Origin of the sequence: Streptomyces panaciradicis (assembly GCF_023516615.1) — a bacterium.
Taxonomy (GTDB): Bacteria; Actinomycetota; Actinomycetes; order Streptomycetales; family Streptomycetaceae; genus Streptomyces; species Streptomyces panaciradicis.
Genome location: NZ_JAMGBF010000112.1, coordinates 23,476 through 46,990 on the forward strand (window position 1 = coordinate 23,476; position 23,515 = coordinate 46,990).

The following is a 23,515-nucleotide window of genomic DNA, read 5'->3' on the forward strand; positions in this document are numbered from 1 at the left end:
ACGCCAGCTTCCAGGAGCCCCGTATGCCCGTCAGTCCCATGAACCGCCGCGAGTTCGTGAAGAAGTCGGCCGTCACCGGAGCGGCCGTCGCCGCGGCGGGGGCCGTCGGCGCCGGCACCGCCCAGGCCGCCGACGGTCAGCTGCCCGGGAAGGCGCCGAAGACCTGGTCCTTCTCCATCCTGGGCACCACCGACCTGCACAGCCACGTCTTCGACTGGGACTACTACAAGGACGCCGCCTACAGCGACAAGGCCGGCAACTCCGTCGGCGTCGCCCGCGTCGCCACGCTCATCAAGCAGCAGCGCGCGGCCAAGGGCGAGGAGCACGTCCTGCTCGTCGACGCCGGCGACATCATCCAGGGCACCTCCCTGGCCTACTACTTCGCGCGCGTCGCCCCGATCACGGGCACCGACGGCAAGCCCGGCCCCAAGCACCCGATGGCCGTGGCCATGAACCACATGCGCTACGACGCCGCCGCCCTCGGCAACCACGAGTTCAACTACGGCATCGAGGTGCTCAGGAAGTTCGAGAGCCAGTGCCGCTTCCCGCTGCTCGGCGCCAACGCCCTGGACGCCAAGACCCTGCGCCCCGCCTTCCACCCGTACACCGTCAAGCGCATCTGCGTGCCGGGCGCGCCCGACATCAAGGTCGGCATCCTGGGCCTGACCAACCCGGGCATCGCGCTGTGGGACAAGGACAACGTCAGCGGGAAGATGGTCTTCCCGGGGCTGGTGGAGCAGGCGAAGAAGTACGTGCCGCGGCTGCGCGCGCTCGGCTGCGACGTCGTCTTCCTGACCGATCACTCGGGCCTCGACGGCTCCACCTCCTACGGCGACGCGCTGCCGTACGTGGAGAACGCCTCCAACCTCGTCGCCGAGCAGGTCCCCGGCATCGACGCGATCCTGGTGGGCCACACGCACGTCGAGGTGCCGTCCTACACGGTGAAGAACGCGGAGACCGGCGAGGACGTCCTGCTCTCCGAGCCGTACTGCTGGGGCTACCGGCTCAGCGTCTTCGACTTCGAGCTCGAACTGCACCACGGGCGCTGGAAGGTGACCAAGAAGACCGCCCAGACCCTCAACCCCAACACGGTGGACGAGGACCCGGAGATCAAGAAGCTCCTGGAGGCCGACCACGAGCTGGTCGTGAAGTACGTCAACACGGCGGTCGGCACCTGCACCGAGGACCTCTCGGCGGCGGAGTCCTGCTGGAAGGACGTGCCGATCATGGACTTCATCCACCAGGTCCAGATGGACACGGTGAAGTCCGGGCTCTCGGCCTCCGACGCCGCGCTGCCGCTGATCTCGGTCGCCGCGCCCTTCAGCCGCACCGCCGACATCCCGGCCGGCAGCGTCACCATCAAGGACATCGCCGGCCTCTACATCTACGACAACACCCTCTACGGCAAGAAGCTCACGGGCGCCCAGCTGAAGGACTACCTGGAGTACGCCGCGAAGTACTACCACCAGGTCCTGTCCGGCACGAAGGTCGACACCTCGACCCTGACGAACGCCAACAGCTTCTGGGACTACATGTACGACACCGCGGCGGGCGTCGACTACGAGATCGACATCGCGCAGCCCGAGGGCTCGAGGATCAAGAACCTCACCTACAAGGGCGCGGCGATCGCCGCCGACCAGGTCTTCGTCGTCGCGGTCAACAACTACCGGGCGAACGGCGGTTCGGGCTACCCGCACATCGCCTCGGCGGACATCGCCTACAGCTCCACCAACGAGATCCGCCAGCTGATGATCGACTACGTGACGTCGAAGGGGACGCTGGACCCGAAGGACTTCGCGGTGACGAACTGGAAGCTGACGCAGGACGGCACCCCGGTCTTCTGACCGGGGCGCGGCGGACGAAGGGCGACCGGTGGTTACGCCTCCGGTCGCCCTGCCCGGCCATATCGGGCTTACGATGTAAACGCCGCGTATCGGTCTACTGAAGAAGGTGAGTGCGATGCGCGTGTTGCTCAAGGCGTCCATGAACACCGAGAAGGCCAACGACGTCATCCGCAGCGGCAAGATGCCGCAACTCATGGAGGAGACCCTCGGTAATCTCAAGCCCGAGGCCGCCTACTTCACCATCGACCACGGCGTCCGCACCGCCTACCTCGTCCTCGACGTCCAGGACAGCTCCCAGATGCCGGCCATCGGCGAGCCCTTCTTCCTGGACCTGGGCGCCGAGGTCGACATGACGCCCGTGATGAACTCCGACGACCTGCAGAAGGGGCTCTCGCAGCTCCGGTAGGGCACGGCCGCTCAGCTGAAGACGATCATCGACCCCTGCGCCAGGCTCCGCGTCGCCGCCGCGTGCAGGCCCAGCCAGACGTGCCGTTCGCGGGCGAAGGGGCTCGGGTCGTACGGCGCCGGGACCGCCGGTTCCTCCAGCTCCGTGGGAGCGCGCGGCGGTTCCGGGGCGGCAGGCGGGTTGGCCGGGTCGATGCCGATCGCCGGGGCGACGTACTCCAGTTCCCGCAGCAGTGCCTGCGAGGAGCCCAAGGGGCCGCCGCCGGACAGCAGTTCGTCGTTGGACAGGGGCTGCGGGAAGTCCACGGGGACGTACGCGCCCGCGTGGTCGTAGTGCCAGACCAGGTGCGACTGCTGCGCCGTCGAGTCGAACATCTCCAGCAACTGCTCGTAGTCGCCGCCCAGATCGTCGACGGGCGTCACCGGCAGACCGCAGACCTGCAGCAGATAGACGCGGCGCAGGAAGTGCAGGGCGTCGTAGTCGAAGCCGGCCACCGGGGCGACCTCGCCGGACAGGCCCGGCATGTACTGGTACACCGGCACCGGCGGCAGACCGGCCCCGGCGAGCACGTCGTTGTACTGCGCGAGTTCGTCGGCGAAGGGATTGTCGGGGGTGTGGCACAACACGTCGACGAGCGGTACCAGCCACAGGTCACAGGCCAAAGAGGGCTCCCTAGCGAGGTGGTCAGTGAAGGAAGGGTAGTCGGTGCGGCTCGGGGTGGGACCGGGGCGTTCGGGTCAGGTGGCCCGGTGCAGGTCCCATACCCACACCCCGTCCACCCACGTCCCGTCACGGCCCATCAGTTCCCGCAGCGTCCTGCGCAGGGCGTCGGCGTGCGGCTGCGGCGCCACCACCAGCACCCCCGCCTTCCAGTACGCGAGGTCCCGCGCGGCCTGCGCCCGCCAGTTCGCGCCGATCTCGGGGACCACACCGGTGTCGCGGACATCACTGAACAACTGCGAGGTGTAGCGCGGGGCGGCGCCGTAGATGCCCCTGCGCTTCTTGCCCCACGGCCCGTTGAAGTAACCGCCGGGAAGCCTGAAGCCGTACTCCGCCTGCTCCTGCCAGCGCAGGGGGGTGGCGTCGCCCGCGTCGGGCAGCGGCACCGTGACGAGCGACTCGCCGGCACGGACGTACGACGTCCACGTGCCGTCCGTGAAGAACGCCGGCGTCTCGGCCCGGGGCACCGTCTTCAGCGGGGCCGGGATCAGCGGGAGCAGGGCGAGGCAGACGCCGAGCAGGCCCAGGTACTGCGCGCCCCGGTCACGGGTGGCGGCCAGACGCTCCAGCGCGAGGGCGAGCAGCAGGCCGAGCGCGGGGGCGCAGATCATGGCGACCCGGCCCTCGATGACCGACTCGAAGAGGGGCAGGTGGGCCAGCAGTGCCCAGGGGCCGGGGTAGGTCCGCTCCGTCAGCGGGATGCGGAAGGCGGGCCCGAGCGAGAGCAGGGCCGCGCCGACCGCGGTCACCGCGAGCGCCTTGACCAGGGCCCGGTCCCACAGCCGTACCGTGATCGCGAAGGCGACGGCGACCAGGGGCCAGCCGTAGAAGGCGTTCTGCTCGGTCGGGTTCATCGACAGCGCGTCGGCGCGTTCCGCGCTGCCCGCGACCAGGGAGCGCTCGGCGAAGGACAGCAGCGCGAGCGGGCTGTTGCCCGCGTTGTCGCCGTGCGGCATGTTCGCGTAGCTCTGCGGGCCGGTGAACTGCCAGATCAGGGCGTAGGCGACCAGGGGGAGGCAGACCGCGGCCGCGATCCCCAGGCCCTTGAGCAGCGGGCGCCACACGGCCTTCGCCACGTCCCGCCGGACGACGGCGTAGGCGGCGGCGAACAGCAGCAGGCCGAGCGCCGCCAGCAGCAGCGGCTCCTCGCCCAGGAAGACCTGGTAGGCGGCCATCAGGCCCAGCACGACCCCGTCCCGGACCACCCGGCGGCCCTCGCACAGGCGCAGGGCGCGGTCGACGATCAGCGGGATCATGAACAGCACCACGAAGTTGGGGTGCGCGTTGGCGTGGCTGACCATCGGCGGCGCGAAGGCGGCCAGACTCGCGCCGACGAAGGCCGCCGGGCGGTGCCGCACGACGCGCCGGACGATCAGCCGGTACCAGGCGAACCCGGTGACGGCCAGGCCCAGCGTCATCGCGACGGAGAGGGAGAGCGCCGGGCCCGCGAGGAGGGTGAGCGGGGCGAAGGGGACGGAGAGGCCGAGCATGACCGTGTTGGCCATGAGGTTCACGCCGGCGGGGAAGTTCTGGGCGTCGGAGAAGAGCGGGTTGTCCAGGTGGGCGAGGTTGTGGGCGGTGACGCCGAAGAACCACTCCCACTGGTTCTGGTCCTGCAGGGAGTCCACGAGGTAGCGGCGGTCGGGGTCGAAGAGACGGCCCGAGTACAGGGCCATCGACATCAGCAGGAACAGCAGCAGGGCGAAGAGGTCGGCCGGGCGCACCGAGCGGGCGCGCAGCAGGGTCAGTTCGGCGAGGGCGCGGACGTAGTCGAGGGGCCGCACCTTCGAGCCGGGCTGGTGGGACCAGCGCACGGGGACCTCGGTGACCTGCCAGTTCGCGCGGTGGAAGTGGTGCAGGACCTCGACGTCGATGGCCCAGCCGTCGACGCGGGAGGCGGCGAAGGCCTCGCGGGCCCGCTCGCCCTCGAAGAGCTTGAAGCCGCACTGGGTGTCCCGTACGCCGGGGACGGTGCCGCTGCGTATCAGCAGGTTCCCGGCGCGGCCCAGCAGCCGGCGCACCGGATGCTGACGCTCCCCGATCGTGGCGCCGGGCACCGAACGGGAGCCGATCGCCGCCGAGTTGCCCTCCCCGAGCACCTCGTCGAGCTTCTCCAGCTCCTCGATGGGCGAGGCGAGGTCGGCGTCCGTGACCAGCACGCGCCGGCCCCGGGTGGCGGCGACGCCCAGCCGCAGCGCGCTGCCCTTGCCGCGGTGCCGGTCCGCGACCACGAGCCGGACGCGCGGGTCGCCGCGACCGGCGACCACCTCGCGCGTCCCGTCACGGGAGCCGTCGTCGGCGACGACCACCTCCCATGCCCCCCAGCGCCCCGCGCCGTCGGAGAGGTAGCGGGTGACGGCGTCGAGGGTGCGCCCGAGGCGCTCCTCCTCGTCGAAGGCGGGGACGACCACGGAGAGGTCGAGGGGAGCGGCGGACTCCCGCGTGCCGTTGCCGTCGTCCCCTTCCCCGGCGGTGCGTTCCTCGCCGGCCAGGGCGCTCATTCGTCGGCCAGCCGCTCGATGAGGGCCAGGGCGTGGGCGTTGTACGCGTCGACGATCCGCCGTGCGGCCGGCAGGTCGCGCCGGGACAGCGCCTCGACCAGTTCGGTGTGGCCGGACCACAGGGTGCCGCGCAGGTCGGTGAGCCGGCGCAGGTGCTGCACCGCGCACACCCAGGACTGCACGCGCAGCCGGTGCAGGAAGTCGGCCAGGTAGGGGTTGCCGAACAGGTTGCCCAGTTCGTGCCAGAAGCGCAGGTCGTAGCCGATCAGCACGGTGAGTTCACCGGCCAGCGAGGCCCGCTGCGCCTCCTCGCCGCGGCGGCGCACCCCGGCGAGGGCGGCGTTGGCGCGGGCGTCGTCCGGGGCGGGCAGATGTCCGGTGCCGGACTCCAGGACGTGGAACATGCCGTCGGTCACCAGGCTGCGGGCCTCGACGATGCCGCGGTAGTCGGCGGCGGAGTACTCGTGGACGTGGAAGCCGCGGTGCTGGTCGGCGTCGAGCAGGCCCTGTGCGGACAGGTCGACCAGCGCCTCGCGGACGGGCGTCGCGGACACCCCGTACTGCTCGGCGATCTCCTTGACCGTGAACTCCTGCCCCGGCTGGAGCCGTCCCGCCAGCACCTCGTCGCGAAGCGCGTCGGCGATCTGCTGCCGCAGGGTGCTGCGGGTCACGGCGCCGTTGCCGCTGCTGCCGGGCATCGTCGGACGGTCTCCTCGGGGCGGTCGGGTGGCGTGCACGTCTATACCTACGAGCACGCCACCTTACGCGTTCGGGATTCGCCCGTTTATCCGTGTGCCGGGTGCCCGCCGGCCCCCTTTCCGCTACTCCGGGTGCCCGCCGGCCCCGTTTCCGTCACTCCACGTACGCGGCGTCGCGGCTCCCGCTACTCCGTGTGCTCGTCGGCCACGGACAGCGCCGCGTCGAGTGCCGCGAAGCCCTCCTTCAGTTCCGCCTCGCTCACGTTGCACGGCGGCACGACGTGCGTGCGGTTCATGTTCACGAAGGGCCAGATGCCGTGCCGCTTGGCGGCGGCGGCGAAGGCGGCCATCGGGGCGTTCGCCTCGCCGGCCGCGTTGTAGGGCACCAGCGGTTCGCGGGTCTCCCGGTTCCTCACCAGCTCCAGCGCCCAGAACATGCCGACGCCGCGCACCTCGCCGACGCTGGGGTGCCGCTCGGCGAGCTCCCGCAGGGCCGGGCCCACGACGGTCTCGCCGAGCCGGCGGGCGTTGTCGACGACGCCCTCCTCCGCCATGACGTTGATCGTCGCGACCGCGGCGGCGCAGGCGAGCGGATGCCCGGAGTAGGTGAGGCCGCCGGGGTAGGGCCGCTTGCCGAAGGTCTCGGCGATCTCGCCGCTGATGGCGACGCCGCCGAGCGGCACGTACCCGCTGTTGACGCCCTTGGCGAAGGTCATCAGGTCCGGGGTGACGCCGAACAGGTCAGCCGCGAACCACTCGCCGGTCCGTCCGAAGCCGGCCATGACCTCGTCGAGGATGAAGACGATCCCGTACTTGTCGCAGAGCTCGCGCACCCCGGCGAGGTAGCCGGGCGGCGGCAGCATGATCCCGGCGGTGCCGGGGACGGTCTCCAGGACGATCGCGGCGACGGTGCCCGGCCCCTCGAAGGCGATGGTCGTCTCCAGGTGCTCCAGCGCCCGCGCGGCCTCCTGCTCCTCGGTCTCGGCGTAGAAGCGCGACCGGTACAGGTACGGCGCCCAGAAGTGCACGACCCCGGCCGAGGCGGAGTCGGAGGCCCAGCGCCGGGGGTCACCGGTGATGTTCACGGCCTGCTGCGTACCGCCGTGGTACGAGCGGTACGCCGACAGCACCTTCGCCCGCCCGGTGTGCAGCCGGGCCATGCGCACGGCGTGCTCGATGGCGTCCGCGCCGCCGTTGGTGAAGAAGATCTTGTCCAGGTCCCCGGGGGTCCGCTCGGCGATCAGCCGCGCCGCCTCCGAACGGGCCTCGACCGCGAAGGCGGGCGCGAAGGTCGTCATCGTCGCGGCCTGCTCCTGGATCGCGGCGACGACCTTCGGGTGCTGGTAGCCGATGTTGGTGTAGACGAGCCCGCTGGTGAAGTCGAGGTACCGCTTGCCGTCGTAGTCCCAGAAGTACGACCCCTCCGCGCCGGCGACGGCGAGCGGGTCGATGAGTTCCTGCGCGGACCAGGAGTGGAAGACGTGCGCACGGTCCGCCGCCTTCACGGCGGCACCGGCCCGGGGATTCGGCTGAGGGGTCATGCGGGCGAGCGTAAATGTCCGCGATGCGGAGACGGAATCGGCGTCCTGTCTGCGGTCCGGGGCTTTCCGCGACAGGTTGTCGACAGCGGCACCGGATCGACACTTGACAGCATGTTGTCGTAGTGACAGCCTGCTGTCATGAACTCCAAGTCCGTGCATCTGGCTGTGTACGACACGCTCGCCGACTGGGAGACGGGGTATGCGACGGCGTACCTCGCCCGGGCCGGGTACCGGGTGCGGACGGTGGGCGCGTCCGCGGAACCGGTCCGCAGCATCGGCGGGCTGCGCGTCGAACCCGATCTCGTCCTGGACGACGTACGCCCGGAGGACAGCGCGCTGCTGATCCTGCCCGGCGCCGATCTGTGGGACTCCGGCGACCGGCTGGCGCCCTTCGCCCGCAAGGCGCGGGAGTTCCTCGACGCCGGCACGCCCGTCGCCGCGATCTGCGGGGCGACCGCGGGGCTCGCCCGGGAGGGGCTGCTCGACGACCGGGACCACACCGGCGCCGTCTCCTTCTACCTCGCCGCGACCGGGTACCAGGGCGGCGGGCGGTACGTCGAGGCGGACGCCGTCACCGACGGGAACCTGATCACCGCCGGACCCACCGAGCCCGTCGCGTTCGCGCGGGAGGTGTTCCGGCTGCTCGGGGTGTACGAGGGGGAGGTCCTCGACGCCTGGTACCGGCTGTTCCACGACTCCGACCCCGAGGCGTACGCCGTGCTGGAGAAGGCGGCCGCGAAGTGAGCCGGGAGCGGCAGGAACTGCTCAGCCGCAGCGCACTCGGTGTGTTCCGGCTCAACGGGCAGTTCCTCGCCGTTGCCGAGGAGATGGCGGGCCCGGCCGGGCTCACCGCCGCCCGGTGGCAGGTGCTCGGTGCAGTGCTGGGGGAGCCGCTGTCCGTCGCCGGGATCGCCCGGGTCATGGGCATCACCCGGCAGAGCGTGCAGCGCGTCGCCGACCTGCTGGTGGAGCGCGGCCTCGCCGAGTACCGGCCCAACCCCGCCCACCGCCGCGCCAAGCTCCTCGCGCCGACCGACGAGGGGCGCGCGGCGATCGGGCGCATCGGCCCCGGTCACGCCGCCTTCGCCGACCGGCTGGCGGAGGCCTTCGGGGAGGCCGAACTCGCCGAGGCGGTGCGGACGCTGGAGCGGCTGGCCGACGTACTCGAAAAGCTCGGCCCCCCTGTTACGGAACCGTAGACACCGCTCCGGCCATCGGGCCCCCGCCTCGCACTATCGTGGGCACGTTCCACAGGTATCGGGGGATTTCGGGGGGCCGGGGATGGAGAAGCTCGGGGCGGGCGACCCGCGACAGATCGGGGCATACCGGCTGCTGGCGCGGCTGGGCGCGGGCGGGATGGGGTTCGTGTACCTCGCCCGGTCGGAGCGCGGCCGTACCGTCGCCGTGAAGCTGGTGCGCCGGGAACTGGCCGCGCAGGAGGAGTTCCGGGCCCGCTTCCGGCAGGAGGTGCAGGCCGCGCGGCAGGTCGGCGGGTACTGGACGGCACCGGTGCTGGACGCCGACACCGAGGCCGCCGTCCCCTGGGTCGCCACCGGGTACGTCGCCGGGCCGAGCCTGCAGCAGGTCGTCGGACACGACCACGGGGCGCTGCCCGAGCGGTCGGTGCGCATCCTCGCGGCGGGGCTCGCCCACGCGCTGAAGGACATCCACGCCGCCGGGATCGTGCACCGGGACCTCAAGCCCTCCAACGTGCTGGTGACCATCGACGGCCCGCGGGTCATCGACTTCGGTATCGCCCGGGCACTGGAGACCGTCACCGACGGCGGACTCACCCGGACCGGCGCGCTCGTCGGGTCGCCCGGCTTCATGGCGCCCGAGCAGGTGCGCGGCGACCGGATCACGCCCGCCTGCGACGTCTTCTGCCTCGGCTCCGTCCTGGCGTACGCCGCCACCGGCGCCCTGCCCTTCGGCACCGCCAACAGCGGTGTGCACGCCCTGATGTTCCGCATCGCCCAGGAGGAGCCGGACCTGGAGGGCGTGCCCGAGGGCATCGCCGACCTCGTACGGGACTGCCTGAAGAAGGACCCCGCCGCCCGGCCGACGCTGGACGAGGTCCTGGAGCGCACGGGCGCCGAGGACACCGTGCTGGGCGGCCGCTCCAAGGACCCGTGGCTGCCGAGTGCCCTGGTGGCCCAACTCGGGCGGCACGCGGTGCGGTTGCTGGACACGGAGGACCCGGAGCGGACGGGGGAGGGGGCCTGGGCCGCGGGCGCCACGGCCGTCGACCCGTCCTCGGCACCGTCCCCCGGCACGCCGTCGCCCGAGGCCGCGCCCGAGCACGCCCCCGCCGGCGACGACGCGCCCGCCCAGCCGGGCGCGGACACACCCGCCGGGCCGCCCCCGCCCGGACAGCCGGCCGGCGGCACGCCCCTGAACCACCTGCCGACGCAGGTCGCGGGCCAGACCGCCCCGACACCCCCGCCCACCCCCCAGCCCCAGAGCCACCCCGGCCCCGGCACCGCGCCGCAGCAACCGGCCTACGGCTACCCGCAGCAGCCGCCCCCCGGCTACGGCTACCCCCACCAGCCAGGCCCCTACGGCGCCCTCGGTGCCACCCCGCCGTACGGGCCCGGCCCCTACGGCGGCCCCTACACCGGCCCGTCGACCACCGTCCCCCAGGAGCCGCCGCACAGAAGCGGCCGCTCCACGGCGCTGCTCATCGCCGTCGCCCTGGTCGTCGCGCTCGGTGCCGGCGGCTCGGTGTACGCGATCATGAACGGCGGCGGCGACGGCAAGGCCGACGACAAGCCCGGTCCGGGGCCCTCCACGGGCGCGCCCACGACCCCCGGTCCGACCACGCAGCAGCCCACGTCGGCCTCCCCGACCACGTCCGCGCCCTCCGACGGCGCGGTGCCCGCCGCCTACCTCGGCAGCTGGAGCGCCACGATCACCAACGCGGACGGCGAGAACACCCGCCGGATCACCATCCGGCAGGGCAAGGTCGGTGACAACGTCCTCTCCCTCGTCGCCGACGGCCCCACCTCAAGCGGCAGCTACCACTGCGTGTTCCAGGCCGAGCTGACCCAGGCCCCGGGCGGCGACGGCCCGCTGGAGCTCGGCCCCTCCGTCGTCACGGTCGGCGATGCCGGCTACTGCAAGCCGGGCGACCCCACCGAGATCAGCCTGCTGCCCGACGGCACCCTGGAGCGCGTGAACACCACCAACGGGGAGAAGCTGAAGTACACCAAGAACTAAGGGCACCCACACGCGCCAGGGGCGCGGCTCCTCCCGGCACTCCGGGCACCTACACGTCCTCAGGGGCGCGGGGAACTGCGCGGCCGGCCACCCCCCACCCGCAGCCGCGAACCACCCCGCACCCCCACGGCGACAAGGCGCCCCCGCCCCGCACCCCTCACCGCGGCTCCGGCGGCCGTTGGCGCGGCATGTTCGGGCGGGAGTTCGCGCCGGGCGGCAGCGGCAACCGCCCCTGCGCCCCGCCCTGCTCCTGGCGGCCGCCTCCCGCGCCCACGGACTGGATCCCCATCGGCGCCGAGCCCGTACGGAACTCCACCATCCAGTCGGCCGTCTCGGTCCGCACCAGCTCCGTCACGTCCTCGGCGAACCTGCGCAGCACCGCCAGGCACCGCTCGGCGGCCTCCCCGGCGGTCCCCTCGGTCGGCCCCAGGACCTCGCGCACGCTCTCCGACGCCCACTCGAACTGCAGCGCCTGCAGCCGCCGCGTCACCGCCTGCGCCGTGGCCACGTCCCTTATCCACCCGGACGTCACCCCGAAGAACCGGTCCACGGCCACGCAGGCCACGGCCAGCAGCAGCGCCAGATACCCCCAGGTGGCGCCCCCGCCGATCACCCCGGTCAGGTCGAGCAGCGGCAGCGCGGCCCCGGTGACCGCCCCCACCGCCGTCCCGGCCCGCAGCGCCCGCGCGCCGCGCCGCTTCCACACCCGGTCGGCGAGGTACCAGGCCGCCGTCTCCATCGCCCCGCGCTCCACCCACCGGTACAGCTCGTACAGCCGCTCGGCCGGCTCGCCCCAGTCGCCGAGCGGGAGCGACCGCCCGGCCAGATCGCCCGGCCGCAGCCCGGCCGCGCCCTCGCCCCGCCCGTCCTGAGGCGGACCCTCGGGCTGCATCTCCGGCTGACCCACCCGGCACTCCCTACTGATCCACTGATCCCGAACCGACGCCGACCGCTCACAATGCGTGACATTGGACGACGGCGCGGGACCCTTCCTACCGCCCAATGGGTGGCGAAGGCCTGCCTTTCGTCTCTTTTCCGCTCGCAAGGGGGCCTTGATCAGGTATGGGAGTCGCGGCGATCTCACTCGAAAGAGTGGCGGGGCGATGGCTGCGCGGACCACGTAGGCTCGTGCACAACGGAAAAGCACAACGGATGAAACGACGAAACCAGGAGCTGAATCGTGATTCCCGGTGGTGGCCAGCCCAACATGCAGCAGCTGCTCCAGCAGGCCCAGAAGATGCAGCAGGACCTGCAGCGGGCGCAGGAGGAACTGGCGCAGACCGAGGTCGACGGGCAGGCGGGCGGCGGCCTGGTGCAGGCCACCGTCACCGGCTCCGGCGAGCTGCGCGCCCTGAAGATCGACCCCAAGGCGGTGGACCCGGAGGACACCGAGACCCTCGCCGACCTGATCGTCGCGGCGGTCCAGGCCGCCAACGAGAACGCCCAGACCCTGCAGCAGCAGAAGCTCGGCCCGCTGGCCCAGGGCCTCGGCGGCGGCAGCGGCATCCCGGGCCTGCCGTTCTAGGAGCCGGCACCGCCTTTCTAAGCGGGCCCCCGGGCAACTACCGTACGAACTGAAAGACTCCAGGAAGGGCGATCCGTTGTACGAAGGCGTGGTCCAGGACCTCATCGACGAGCTGGGACGGCTGCCCGGCGTCGGTCCCAAGAGCGCCCAGCGGATCGCCTTCCACATCCTGCAGGCGGAGCCCACGGACGTACGGCGCCTCGCCCAGGCTCTGATGGAGGTCAAGGCGAAGGTCCGCTTCTGCGCGACGTGCGGCAACGTCGCGCAGGAGGAGCTGTGCAACATCTGCCGCGACACCCGCCGCGACTCCTCCGTCATCTGCGTGGTGGAGGAGCCGAAGGACGTGGTCGCGATCGAGCGCACCCGCGAGTTCCGCGGCCGCTACCACGTGCTGGGCGGGGCCATCAGCCCCATCGAGGGCGTGGGCCCCGACGACCTGCGCATCCGGGAACTCCTCGCGCGGTTGGCCGACGGCGCGGTCACGGAACTGATCCTGGCCACGGACCCGAATCTGGAGGGCGAGGCCACGGCGACGTACCTCGCCCGAATGATCAAACCCATGGGCCTCAAGGTCACCCGCCTGGCCAGCGGCCTCCCGGTGGGTGGCGACCTGGAATACGCGGACGAGGTGACCCTCGGTCGCGCCTTCGAGGGGAGACGACTCCTAGATGTCTGACGCCACGCTGCACGACGCGACGCAGGACCCGGACGACTTCGCGGTCCAGATCGCGGACCAGATCGAGAGCTTCCTGGTGGCCGTCACGGAGGTGGCCAAGGGCGACGAGCCCGGCTCGGCCGTCCCCTTCCTCCTCCTGGAGGTCTCCCAGCTGCTGCTGGCCGGCGGCCGCCTCGGCGCGCACGAGGACATCGTCCCCGACGAGCGCTACGAGCCGGACACGGGCCCCGACGCCGACGTGGACGAGCTCCGCGAGAACCTCGCCCGCCTGCTGGACCCGGTCGACGTCTACTCCGAGGTCTTCGACCCCTACGAGCCCCGCAAGGCCCCGGTGCCGGCCCGGCTCTCCGACGACATCGCCGACGTCATCACCGACCTTCGCCACGGCATGGCCCACTACCGCGCCGGCCGTGTCACGGAGGCCCTGTGGTGGTGGCAGTTCTCCTACTTCTCCAACTGGGGTTCCACGGCCTCCGCCGCCCTGCGCGCCCTGCAGTCCGTGCTCATCCACGTCCGTCTCAACCAGCCCCTGGAGGAGCTGGACGGCCTGGACACGGACCAGAGCATGGGCGACGAGACCCTGGAGTTCGAGGCGGGCAAGGTGATGGCGGAGGAGATCGCGGGCCCGCTGGGCATCAGGCGAGGCTAGGGCCTGTCGTTCGGATCAGCTCGGCGTCGCGGGGCCTGGTGCGCACTCCCCCAGAGGGGGCCCCAGCCGCGTTGTCACTCGTCGACTCCCCCACGCTCGGCTTCGCTCGCGCGGGGGCCCCATCGCGTCGACTCCCTCCTCGGCCTTGCAGCCGCACGCACCAGACCCCCGCTCGGGTCAGCAAGGACGCACCGTCCCCCGCAGCCGACCCGATCCAAACGACAGGCCCTGGCTCCGGGGCCGGGCGAGGGTCAGATCGGTACGGCCGCGCCGGCCACGCCGATCCCCGTGCCCGGCTCCGCCGGTACCGTCACGGTGATCAGGCTCGGCCGGCCCATGTCCACGCCCTGGTGGACGGTCACCGTCGCGGGCGTCGCCACCAGACCCAGTTCGCGGAGGTAGCCGCCGAGCGCGGCCGCCGCGGCACCGGTCGCGGGGTCCTCGACGACACCGCCGGGCGGGAACGGGTTGCGGGCGTGGAAGACGGTGGGGGACTCGCGCCAGACCAGGTCGACGGTCGTCCAGCCGGTGCGGTCCATGAGGGCGGAGAGCGCGTCCATGTCGTAGCGCATCTCCGCCAGCCGCTTGCGGTCGGCGGCGGCGAGGACCGGATGCCAGGCCCCGGCGAAGGCCGCGCGCGGTGGCAGCGTCGGGTCCAGGTCCTCGGCCGTCCAGCCCAGGATCGCCAGCAGTTCGGCCAGGTCGGCCTCCTCCAGCGGTTCCGTACGCGGGGCGACGCTCACCAGGGTCGCGACCAGCGTGCCGTCGGCGGTGCGGTCGGTGGTGACCGTGACGAGGCCCGCCTGTGTGCGCAGCCGCAGCCGTCCGGTGCCGTGCCGCTCCGCGTGCGCGACGGCGGTCGCGATCGTCGCGTGACCGCAGAACGGCACCTCGGCGAGCGGGCTGAAGTACCGCACGTCCAGGGCGCCGTCGCGCGACGGCACCACGAACGCCGTCTCCGAGTAGCCGATCTCCGCCGCGGTCGCCAGCATCGTCGCGTCGTCGACGCCGGTGGCGTCCAGCACCACGCCCGCCGGGTTGCCTCCCGCGGGGTCGGTGCTGAAGGCCACGTATCGCAGAATCTCCATCGGGCGACCGTATCCGAACTGCCGTACGCCGGAGGGGTTCACAGTCCCCACAGCCCCTTGCCCAGGGCCGTCGCCCCGCCAGTCAGCGCCAGCAGCAGGACCAGCAGGCGGGCCCGCTTCTCGGGGATGCGCTCCGCGAGGGACCTGCCGATGAGGGCGCCGGCCGCCATCGCGCAGGCCACCGCCGCCCACTGTCCGCCGGACAGTCGGGGCGCCCCGTTCGCGGCCACCGAGAAGGCGTTCACCACGACGCCGTAGAACTGCGCGTTCGGCACGAACTCCCGTACCGTCCAGCCCGCGTTGAGCGCGTACAGGGAGATCGGCGGGCCGCCGACGCCGGCCGCCGAGTTCATGAACCCGCCGACCGCACCGGCGGCGACGGCGCCCTTCGTGCCGCGCAGGGCGGTCACCCGGGCGCCGCGCATCACCAGCAGCACGGCGACGGTCACCAGGGCGCCCATCACCGACAGCAGGACGGGCGGCGGGAGTCGCCGGGTCAGCCAGGCCCCGGCCGGGACCGTGCAGGCCGCGGCCAGGCACAGCGGGACCATCGCGGCCGCCCGCACCCGCCGCCAGCCGCCCGCGAGCCCGACGACGCTGATGGCGCCCGCGGCGCAGTTGGCCAGGACCACCCCGTTCACCGGCCCCAGCAGCAGCACCAGCGCGGGTACGGCGACCAGCGCGAACCCCATGCCGGTCAGCCACTGCACCGACGAGCCGAGCAGCACGATCCCCGCCAGCAGTACATCCGTGCTCACGCGCCCCCCCGTGAATTCCGAGCTCAGCCGGCCGTCATTGTGACCCGGGGCACTTTCCGAGTGGTGCGGACGTTCGGGGGGCAGGTGCTGTCCGGAACGCGAGCGGAACGGGGTCTCACGATGCGATATCGCGGAGGGGATTTTCGGACGCTCGTTAGACTGAGCCGACATATACGGGACTGAGCGAGGAGCGCACGTGGGCCTTGTCGTGCAGAAGTACGGAGGCTCCTCCGTAGCCGATGCCGAAGGCATCAAGCGCGTCGCCAAGCGGATCGTGGAAGCGAAGAAGAACGGCAACCAGGTGGTTGTCGTCGTTTCCGCGATGGGCGACACGACGGACGAGCTGATCGATCTCGCCGAGCAGGTTTCTCCCATGCCTGCCGGGCGGGAGTTCGACATGCTGCTGACCGCCGGAGAGCGGATCTCCATGGCACTGCTGGCCATGGCGATCAAAAACCTGGGCCACGAGGCCCAGAGCTTCACCGGCAGCCAGGCGGGCGTCATCACCGACTCCGTCCACAACAAAGCCCGGATCATCGACGTGACGCCCGGCCGTATCCGTACGGCCCTGGACGAGGGCAACATCGCCATCGTCGCCGGTTTCCAGGGCGTCAGCGCCGACAAGAAGGACATCACGACCCTCGGTCGCGGTGGCTCCGACACCACGGCGGTCGCGCTGGCCGCGGCCCTCGACGCCGAGGTGTGCGAGATCTACACCGACGTCGACGGCGTGTTCACCGCCGACCCGCGCGTGGTGAAGAAGGCGAAGAAGATCGACTGGATCTCCTTCGAGGACATGCTGGAGCTGGCCTCGTCCGGCTCCAAGGTGCTGCTCCACCGCTGCGTGGAGTACGCCCGCCGTTACGACATCCCGATCCACGTCCGGTCCAGCTTCAGCGGACTGCAGGGCACCTGGGTCAGCAGTGAGCCGATTGGGGACAAGAAGGTGGAGCAGGCCATCATCTCCGGTGTCGCGCACGACACCTCGGAGGCCAAGGTCACGGTCGTCGGCGTGCCGGACAAGCCGGGCGAGGCCGCCGTCATCTTCCGCGCCATCGCCGACGCCGAGATCAACATCGACATGGTCGTGCAGAACGTGTCGGCCGCGTCCACAGGGCTCACCGACATCTCCTTCACGCTTCCCAAGACCGAGGGCCGCAAGGCCATCGACGCTCTGGAGAAGGCCAAGGTCGGCATCGGCTTCGACTCGCTGCGCTACGACGACCAGATCGGCAAGATCTCCCTGGTCGGCGCCGGCATGAAGACCAACCCGGGCGTCACCGCGGCCTTCTTCGAGGCGCTGTCCGACGCGGGCGTGAACATCGAGCTGATCTCCACCTCCGAGATCCGCATCTCGGTCGTCACCCGCGCCGACGACGTCAACGACGCCGTGCGCGCCGTGCACACCGCCTTCGGGCTGGACTCCGACAGCGACGAGGCCGTCGTCTACGGGGGCACCGGCCGCTGATGCCCGGGACCGGACGGCCGACGCTCGCGGTCGTGGGCGCGACCGGGGCCGTCGGCACGGTCATGCTCCAGATCCTGTCCCAGCACGCGGACATCTGGGGCGAGATCCGTCTGATCGCCTCGCCGCGCTCGGCCGGCCGCAAGCTGGCCGTGCGCGGCGAGCAGGTCGAGGTGGTGGCGCTGACCGAGGAGGCCTTCGACGGGGTCGACGTCGCCATGTTCGACGTGCCCGACGAGGTCGCCGAGCGGTGGGCGCCCCTCGCCGCCGCCAAGGGCGCGGTCGTGGTGGACAACTCGGGCGCCTTCCGGATGGACCCCGAGGTCCCGCTGGTCGTCCCCGAGGTCAATCCGCACTGCGCCCGCCGCCGGCCGCGCGGGATCATCGCCAACCCCAACTGCACGACGCTGTCGATGATCGTGGCGCTCGGCGCGCTGCACGCCGAGTTCGGGCTGCGCGAGCTGGTGGTGTCCTCGTACCAGGCGGTGAGCGGGGCCGGCCGCGCCGGCGTCGACACCCTCCGCCGCCAGCTGTCCCTGGTGGCCGGCACGGAGCTCGGGACGCACCCCGGTGACCTGCGGCGGGCCGTCGGCGACGACACCGGGCCGTTCCCGGAGCCGGTCGCGCTGAACGTCGTACCGTGGGCCGGGTCGTTGCGCGAGGACGGCTGGTCGTCGGAGGAGATGAAGGTGCGGGACGAGACCCGTAAGATCCTCGGGCTGCCCGCCCTCCCCGTCGCGGTCACCTGCGTACGGGTCCCGGTCGTCACCACGCACTCCCTGACCGTCCACGCCCGCTTCGAGGGCGAGGTCACCGTGGAGGGGGCCCGCGAGATCCTGGCCACCGCGCCCGGCGTCGTGCTGTTCGACGACCCGGCCGCCGGCGAGTTCCCCACGCCCGCCGACGTGGTGGGCACCGACCCGACCTGGGTGGGCCGGGTGCGGCGCGCGCTGGACGATCCGACCGCGCTCGAACTGTTCGTCTGCGGGGACAACCTGCGCAAGGGCGCGGCCCTGAACACCGCCCAGATCGCCGAGCTGGTGGCCGCCGAGCGGGTGTGACGCGGGACGCCCCGGGACCGGGTCCGGGGCGGTTTGTATGATCTCTGAACGAAGTGTGAGCCGGTCCATGGTCCGGACCACTTGCTGTGGACCCGGTCGGCGTCCGAAGATTTTCCTCCCCGTCTTTCCGCAACCGCGCGAAGGGCGGGGAGCGTCTTTGCGAACGCCCTTCAGGGGGCCGAACGTCCTCCAGGGGGTCGAACGCCCCCGGGAGCCGGCGGGGGCGCGGCGCGAGGTGTGGGGACACCTCGAACACTCAGGACACAGGGGAAGAGCGGGTAGGCATGAGGGCGTTCGACGCACGGTCGGTTGTGCTGCCTGACGCGAGACGGCCGGTCGCGGCACATGACGCGAAAGTGACGCCCGGCACGTACAACCTTCACAGGGGGAAGCGTGTCCAACTGACGTGGCCCAGGTTCTCGACTTCACCGCTGCGACACGCAGCCGACCCCGCATGCCCGGCACGCCCGGCGGCATGCCGGTGATCGCGCCCATGCCCGCAGCGCGGCCCGCCCGCATACCCAGTCAGCGCGACGGCGCCGAGGATGCCGTGGCGGCCGGAACCACCGTCGACCACCTGACCGAGACCTACCGCGCGCACTACCGCTCGCTGCTGGGCCTGGCCGCACTCCTGCTCGACGACACCGCCTCCTGCGAGGACGTCGTCCAGGAGGCGTTCATCCGCGTCCACTCCGCGCGCAAGCGCGTCCGCGACCCGGAGAAGACGCTCGCCTACCTGCGGCAGACGGTCGTCAACCTCTCCCGTTCGGCCCTGCGCCGCCGCATCCTGGGCCTGAAGCTGCTGTCCAAGCCGATGCCGGACATGGCGAGCGCGGAGGAGGGGGCGTACGACCAGCTGGAGCGCGACTCCCTCATCAAGGCCATGAAGGGCCTGCAGCGCCGGCAGCGCGAGGTCCTGGTCCTGCGCTACTTCGCGGACATGACGGAGGCCCAGGTCGCCGAGACCCTCGGCATATCGCTGGGCTCGGTGAAGGCGTACGGCTCCCGCGGCATCGCCGCCCTGCGCGTCGCGATGGAGGCGACGGCATGAACCGCGACGCCCAGGGACCCGACTCCCGCGACCGCCACGAGCCCTTCGCCTGGCACGAGCCGACGGAACCGCACGAGCAAGAGCACACGCAATCGCACGCTGGGAACGGAACTGTGAACGACGGCCCCGACGACCAGAGCCCCGAAGGGTTCGACTCGGACGAGCTGGCTCTGCGCAGGATGCTGCAGCAGGCGGTGCAGACGGTCGAGCCGCGCGACGGCACGCTGGAGCACCTGCGGCGGGCCGTGCCCGCCCGACGCGCCCGCAAGCGGCAGGCGATGGTCGGCATGGCGGCCGCGGCACTCTTCCTCGGCACCGCCGTCCCGGCCCTGGTGCACGTCTCCAACTCCACCGGCTCGGACGTCAACCCGTCCGTCGCCGGACAGGCCTCGCAGGCCCAGGGCGGGGCGAACCAGGGAAAGACCGACGGCAGTGAGAGCACCGCCGGAGGCACCTCCGGCAAGTCCGGGAACCCCGGCAAGAACGGCACCAAGGGTGGCGACAAGGGCAAGAACTCCGGCGCCGCCACCGGCGGCACCGCCGGCAGCGACCCGTCGTCGACCTCGGCCTCGGCCCCGGTCTGCACGGCCGACCAGCTCGGCCAGGCCACCGGCAGCGCCGCCGCCCCCGACGCCGCGGGCGCCGTCTACGGCACCTTCCGCGTCGTGAACATCTCCACGGCCTCCTGCACGGTCGACAGCCTCGGCTCCGTGAGCTTCCAGACGGCGGGCGCCGCGGACGCCACGAAGATCAGCACCATGCGGCACGTCTCCGGCGACGCGGCGGCCGGACTGCCCGACCCGTCCACCGAGGTCGCCTCACTGATCCTGCAGCCCGGCGCGGCCTACGAGGTGAAGTTCGCCTGGGTGCCCTCCCAGAGCTGTCCCACCACCGGCGGCGACAGCGGCGGCACCTCCGACGGCGGCCCCACCGCCGACCCGAGCCCCACGGGCGAGACCACCGGCAGCACCACCGGAACCACGTCCACGTCCACGGGCACGGACAGCGGCGTGACCACCCAGATGCTCAGGACGGACGGCACGGCGGACGGCAGCGTGATCGTGTCGCACACGACGCAGGCGGGCTCTCCGACGGCCACGGCGACGGTGCCGAACGCGTGCGCCGGAACCGTCTACTACACGGGGCTGCTCGCGGGGTCCTGAGCCTCGGTCTCGCTCTCGCTCACCAGCCCCATCGCCGCGTCGCGCGCGAACTCCACCTCCCGGCGCAGCAGCCGGAACCACATGAACACCACGAACCCGGCGAAGACGAACCACTCGCCGGTGTAACCGAGGTTCTGGAAGGCCTTCAGGTCCAGCCCGGAGCCGGCCGGAGCCGTCGCCGGCACGGCCTTCATCCCGGAGTCCGCCGTGTTCAGGGTGACCCAGGCGTCGTACACGTCGTACGGCACCAGGTTCACCAGCGACGCCGCGCTGATCGCGGCGGTCTGCCCGGCCGGCAGGCCGCCCCGCGCACTCACCCCGTTGTCGCCGGGCGTCTCGGAGGCCTGGAGCGCGCCGGTGACGGTGACCTCACCGCTCGGTGCCGCGGGGGCCCGGGACGCGTCGGCCGACCCCGGCAGCCAGCCCCGCACGACCGGCAGCGCCTTGCCGCCGTCGACGCGCAGCAGCGTCAGGACGTAGAACCCCTGCTTGCCGTCCAGGGTGCGGTCCGGCACCAGCAGCTGCCTGCCCCAGTGACCGGTGGCGGTGGCCTGCCGGCCGGAGGTGGCCTTGTCCACGGGCAGCAGCTCCCGCAGGGGGCGGGCGGCCTCCCGCCTGCTGTCGGCGGCCTGCGCGGTCGCCTGGCGGTGGTCCTGCACCCGGCCCTCGAAGCGGCTCAGCTGCCACGACCCCATGAAGATGCAGAAGGGGATGGCGAGCAGCACGAAGACGTTGATCCCCCACCACCGGGGCGTCAGCAGAAACCGGTACACGCCTTCCACGGTACGGGGCGGCCGCGCCGTCCCCGGCCGCGGGGTTCGCTGGGGCGCACGCACCGGCCGAGCGCCTGGACGCGTGTTCGGTAAGGGCGCGGTAGAAGTTGTCCACAGCCTGGGGACCCCGACGGCGAATTGTCCGTACGAGCAGGCAGTATGGGGCCATGACTGAGAGCAACGGGTCCGCTGCCCCCAAGCGGAACGAGGACATGCCCGACTGGGAGAAGCGCTTCAGGGCGCCGCGGGTGTCGCTGCCCGAGTGGGCCGAGGACGCCCCGGACCGCTCCTTGTTCGTGTCGAACGCGACGGGCACGTACGAGCTGTACGCCTGGGACCGGGCCACGGGCGCTCAGCGCCAGGTCACGGACCGGCCGAACGGCACGACGGACGGCGTGCTCTCCCCGGACGGCGCGTGGATCTGGTGGTTCGACGACAAGGACGGCGACGAGTTCGGCGTCTGGCGCAGGCAGTCCTTCGACGGCGGCCCCGACGAGCTCGCCGCCCCCGGCCTGGACGCCTCCTACCCGGCGGGCCTGGCCCTGGGCCGCGACGGCGCCACCGCCGTCGTCGGCCGCTCCACCGACGAGGACGGCACCACCCTCCACCTCGTGCGCGCCGGCTCGGACCCCGTGGAGATCTACCGTCACCGGGAGTCGGCGGGGGTCGGCGACCTCTCCCACGACGGCTCCCTCGTCGCGATCGAGCACACCGAGCACGGCGACGCCATGCACTCGGCGCTGCGCGTCCTGCGCCCCGACGGCACCAGGGTCGCCGAGCTCGACGACACCAAGGACGGCACGCGGGAGCTGGGCCTGGAGGTGCTGGGCTTCGCCCCGGTCGACGGCGACACCCGCCTGCTCATCGGCCACCAGCGCCGGGGCCGCTGGGAGCCGCTGGTGTGGGACGTGGCGACCGGCGAGGAGACGGACCTCGCCCTGGACCTGCCCGGCGACGTGAGCGCCGAGTGGTACCCGGACGGCTCGGGCCTGCTCGTCGTGCACAGCTTCGAGGCGCGCAGCGAGCTCTTCCGCTACGACCTGGCCGGTCGCGCCCTGGAGCGCATCCCCACCCCGCCGGGCACCGTCTCCGGCGCCTCGGCCCGCCCGGACGGCAGCGTGGAGTACCTGTGGTCCTCGGCCGCCGAGCCCCCGGCGGTGCGCTCCACGACCGGCGAGGTGGTCCTCGACCCGCCCGGCATGAAGTCCCCGGGCTCGGTGCCGGTGGAGGACGTCTGGGTGGACGGCCCCGGCGGCCGCATCCACGCCCTGGTGCAGAAGCCGGCCGGCGCCACCGGCCCGCTGCCGACCGTGTTCGACATCCACGGCGGACCCACCTGGCACGACAGCGACGCGTTCGCCGCGGGCCCGGCGGCCTGGGTCGACCACGGCTACGCGGTGATCCGCGTCAACTACCGCGGCTCCACCGGCTACGGCCGCGCCTGGACCGACGCCCTCAAGCACCGCGTCGGCCTGATCGAGCTGGAGGACGTCGCGGCGGTCCGCGACTGGGCGGTGGCCTCCGGCCTCGCCGACCCCGGCCGGCTCGTCCTCACCGGCGGTTCCTGGGGCGGCTACCTCACCCTCCTCGGCCTGGGCACCCAGCCGGACGCCTGGACCCTGGGCATCGCCGCGGTCCCGGTCGCCGACTACGTCACGGCCTACCACGACGAGATGGAAGCGCTGAAGGCCATGGACCGCACCCTGCTGGGCGGCACCCCGGAGGAGGTCCCCGAGCGCTTCGAGGCGTCCTCGCCCCTGACCTACGTGGACAAGGTCACCGCCCCGGTCTACATCTCGGCCGGCGTCAACGACCCCCGCTGCCCGATCCGCCAGATCGAGAACTACGTCAAGCGCCTGGAGGCCAGAGACGCGGTCCACGAGGTCTACCGCTACGACGCGGGCCACGGCTCCCTGGTGGTCGACGAACGCATCAAGCAGGTACGCCTGGAACTGGAATTCGCCCAGCGCCACCTGGCCACCTAGCCGCGGCCAGCCGGTGAGCCGGAACGCCGCGCCGCCGCAGCCGCGGCGACCGGCTCCGCTGGGATACCGCCCAGCCGCGGGAGCCGCGCCGCCTCAGCCGCGACGGCCGGGGGAGCCGCGCCGCCTCAGCCGCAGTTGCCGCGGGCAGCCACGCCGCCCCAGCCGCGGGCAGTCGTGCCGCTGGGGCGGCACCCGACCCAAGGAGGGCGGCACCCCGCAAGCGCGGGCGAGCGAAACCACCCCCGGCCACCCCGACGCCGGGCACCGGGTCAGCTCCCGGCCACCCCGACGCCGGGCGCCGGCACGCCAACCCCCCCCCCCCCCCCCCCCCCCGGCACCCCCCCCCCCCCCCCCCGCCCCCCCCCCCCCCCCCCCCCCCCCCCCCCCCCCCCCCC

The 23,515-nt window shown here is 72.5% G+C and carries 21 protein-coding genes; 13 read left to right on the plus strand and 8 right to left on the minus strand.

The features are described from left to right. Nucleotides 1-23 precede the first annotated feature (23 nt). Both M8J74_RS31605 and M8J74_RS31610 read left to right on the plus strand, forming a co-directional pair. Nucleotides 24-1,844, plus strand: coding sequence for a bifunctional metallophosphatase/5'-nucleotidase (locus M8J74_RS31605; protein WP_249839720.1), 1,821 nt, complete (start codon nt 24-26; stop codon nt 1,842-1,844). A 115-nt stretch (nt 1,845-1,959) separates the two neighbouring features. Then, complete coding sequence (locus M8J74_RS31610; RefSeq protein ID WP_249839721.1) at nt 1,960-2,250, plus strand: hypothetical protein; 291 nt, start codon at nt 1,960-1,962, stop codon at nt 2,248-2,250. An 11-nt stretch (nt 2,251-2,261) separates the two neighbouring features. Here the strand turns inward: M8J74_RS31610 and M8J74_RS31615 are convergent, their stop codons facing one another. The 4 genes from M8J74_RS31615 to M8J74_RS31630 form a co-directional block, all read right to left on the minus strand. Next, the gene (locus M8J74_RS31615) at nt 2,262-2,912 is read right to left on the minus strand and encodes a putative DNA-mimic protein (protein WP_249839722.1); all 651 of its coding nucleotides are present in this window, start codon (nt 2,910-2,912) and stop codon (nt 2,262-2,264) included. 75 nt (nt 2,913-2,987) lie between these two features. Next, nucleotides 2,988-5,471 carry a dolichyl-phosphate beta-glucosyltransferase gene (locus M8J74_RS31620; protein ID WP_249839723.1) on the minus strand — a complete coding sequence of 828 codons (2,484 nt, stop codon included), beginning with the start codon at nt 5,469-5,471 and terminating at the stop codon, nt 2,988-2,990. After that, complete coding sequence (locus M8J74_RS31625; protein WP_249839724.1) at nt 5,468-6,169, minus strand: GntR family transcriptional regulator; 702 nt, start codon at nt 6,167-6,169, stop codon at nt 5,468-5,470. The genes M8J74_RS31620 and M8J74_RS31625 overlap by 4 nt, the downstream gene beginning before the upstream one ends. Before the next feature lie 185 nt (nt 6,170-6,354). After that, nucleotides 6,355-7,710 (minus strand): aspartate aminotransferase family protein, encoded by a 1,356-nt coding sequence (locus M8J74_RS31630; RefSeq protein WP_249839725.1) that lies wholly within the window; start codon nt 7,708-7,710, stop codon nt 6,355-6,357. Between the two features lie 138 nt (nt 7,711-7,848). Here M8J74_RS31630 and M8J74_RS31635 point away from each other — a divergent pair, with 138 nt between their 5' ends. From M8J74_RS31635 to M8J74_RS31645, 3 genes are all read left to right on the plus strand, one after another. Then, nucleotides 7,849-8,454, plus strand: a complete 606-nt coding sequence (locus tag M8J74_RS31635) for a type 1 glutamine amidotransferase family protein (protein ID WP_249839726.1) — start codon at nt 7,849-7,851, stop codon at nt 8,452-8,454. Then, nucleotides 8,451-8,909: a MarR family winged helix-turn-helix transcriptional regulator gene (locus M8J74_RS31640; protein WP_249839727.1), complete on the plus strand. Its 459-nt coding sequence runs from the start codon at nt 8,451-8,453 to the stop codon at nt 8,907-8,909. The genes M8J74_RS31635 and M8J74_RS31640 overlap by 4 nt, the downstream gene beginning before the upstream one ends. Before the next feature lie 82 nt (nt 8,910-8,991). Further along, nucleotides 8,992-10,926 carry a serine/threonine-protein kinase gene (locus M8J74_RS31645; RefSeq protein WP_249839728.1) on the plus strand — a complete coding sequence of 645 codons (1,935 nt, stop codon included), beginning with the start codon at nt 8,992-8,994 and terminating at the stop codon, nt 10,924-10,926. A 157-nt stretch (nt 10,927-11,083) separates the two neighbouring features. Here M8J74_RS31645 and M8J74_RS31650 read toward each other — a convergent pair whose 3' ends face one another. Next, the gene (locus M8J74_RS31650) at nt 11,084-11,833 is read right to left on the minus strand and encodes an SLATT domain-containing protein (RefSeq protein WP_249839729.1); all 750 of its coding nucleotides are present in this window, start codon (nt 11,831-11,833) and stop codon (nt 11,084-11,086) included. A 273-nt stretch (nt 11,834-12,106) separates the two neighbouring features. On the opposite strand from M8J74_RS31650, the gene M8J74_RS31655 reads away from it, so the two are divergent. From M8J74_RS31655 to M8J74_RS31665, 3 genes are all read left to right on the plus strand, one after another. Then, nucleotides 12,107-12,451, plus strand: coding sequence for a YbaB/EbfC family nucleoid-associated protein (locus M8J74_RS31655; RefSeq protein WP_058924118.1), 345 nt, complete (start codon nt 12,107-12,109; stop codon nt 12,449-12,451). A gap of 76 nt (nt 12,452-12,527) precedes the next feature. Beyond that, nucleotides 12,528-13,127, plus strand: coding sequence for a recombination mediator RecR (gene recR, locus M8J74_RS31660; RefSeq protein ID WP_249839730.1), 600 nt, complete (start codon nt 12,528-12,530; stop codon nt 13,125-13,127). Then, the gene (locus M8J74_RS31665; protein ID WP_249839731.1) at nt 13,120-13,776 is read left to right on the plus strand and encodes a DUF5063 domain-containing protein; all 657 of its coding nucleotides are present in this window, start codon (nt 13,120-13,122) and stop codon (nt 13,774-13,776) included. Before recR ends, M8J74_RS31665 begins: the two co-directional genes overlap by 8 nt. A 251-nt stretch (nt 13,777-14,027) precedes the next feature. Here the strand turns inward: M8J74_RS31665 and M8J74_RS31670 are convergent, their stop codons facing one another. Together M8J74_RS31670 and M8J74_RS31675 are read right to left on the minus strand one after the other, a co-directional pair. Beyond that, a complete protein-coding gene (locus M8J74_RS31670) occupies nt 14,028-14,864 on the minus strand; it encodes a PhzF family phenazine biosynthesis protein (protein WP_249839732.1) in 837 nt (278 codons plus the stop codon). 38 nt (nt 14,865-14,902) lie between these two features. After that, nucleotides 14,903-15,622, minus strand: a complete 720-nt coding sequence (locus tag M8J74_RS31675; protein ID WP_249839733.1) for a TSUP family transporter — start codon at nt 15,620-15,622, stop codon at nt 14,903-14,905. 196 nt (nt 15,623-15,818) lie between these two features. Here M8J74_RS31675 and M8J74_RS31680 point away from each other — a divergent pair, with 196 nt between their 5' ends. The 4 genes from M8J74_RS31680 to M8J74_RS31695 all read left to right on the plus strand — a co-directional run bounded on the left by M8J74_RS31680 (nt 15,819) and on the right by M8J74_RS31695 (nt 20,362). Further along, a complete protein-coding gene (locus M8J74_RS31680; protein WP_058924115.1) occupies nt 15,819-17,090 on the plus strand; it encodes an aspartate kinase in 1,272 nt (423 codons plus the stop codon). Continuing rightward, entirely contained in the window at nt 17,090-18,148 is a 1,059-nt protein-coding gene (locus M8J74_RS31685; RefSeq protein WP_249839734.1) for an aspartate-semialdehyde dehydrogenase, read from the plus strand. The genes M8J74_RS31680 and M8J74_RS31685 overlap by 1 nt, the downstream gene beginning before the upstream one ends. Before the next feature lie 454 nt (nt 18,149-18,602). Beyond that, nucleotides 18,603-19,199, plus strand: a complete 597-nt coding sequence (locus M8J74_RS31690) for a SigE family RNA polymerase sigma factor (RefSeq protein WP_249839735.1) — start codon at nt 18,603-18,605, stop codon at nt 19,197-19,199. Beyond that, entirely contained in the window at nt 19,196-20,362 is a 1,167-nt protein-coding gene (locus tag M8J74_RS31695; protein WP_249839736.1) for a hypothetical protein, read from the plus strand. The genes M8J74_RS31690 and M8J74_RS31695 overlap by 4 nt, the downstream gene beginning before the upstream one ends. On the opposite strand, the gene M8J74_RS31700 is transcribed toward M8J74_RS31695, so the two are convergent. After that, complete coding sequence (locus M8J74_RS31700; protein ID WP_249839737.1) at nt 20,335-21,135, minus strand: SURF1 family protein; 801 nt, start codon at nt 21,133-21,135, stop codon at nt 20,335-20,337. The genes M8J74_RS31695 and M8J74_RS31700 overlap by 28 nt on opposite strands. Nucleotides 21,136-21,302: 167 nt before the next feature. Here M8J74_RS31700 and M8J74_RS31705 point away from each other — a divergent pair, with 167 nt between their 5' ends. After that, nucleotides 21,303-23,120 (plus strand): S9 family peptidase, encoded by a 1,818-nt coding sequence (locus M8J74_RS31705; protein ID WP_249839738.1) that lies wholly within the window; start codon nt 21,303-21,305, stop codon nt 23,118-23,120. Nucleotides 23,121-23,515 lie beyond the last annotated feature (395 nt).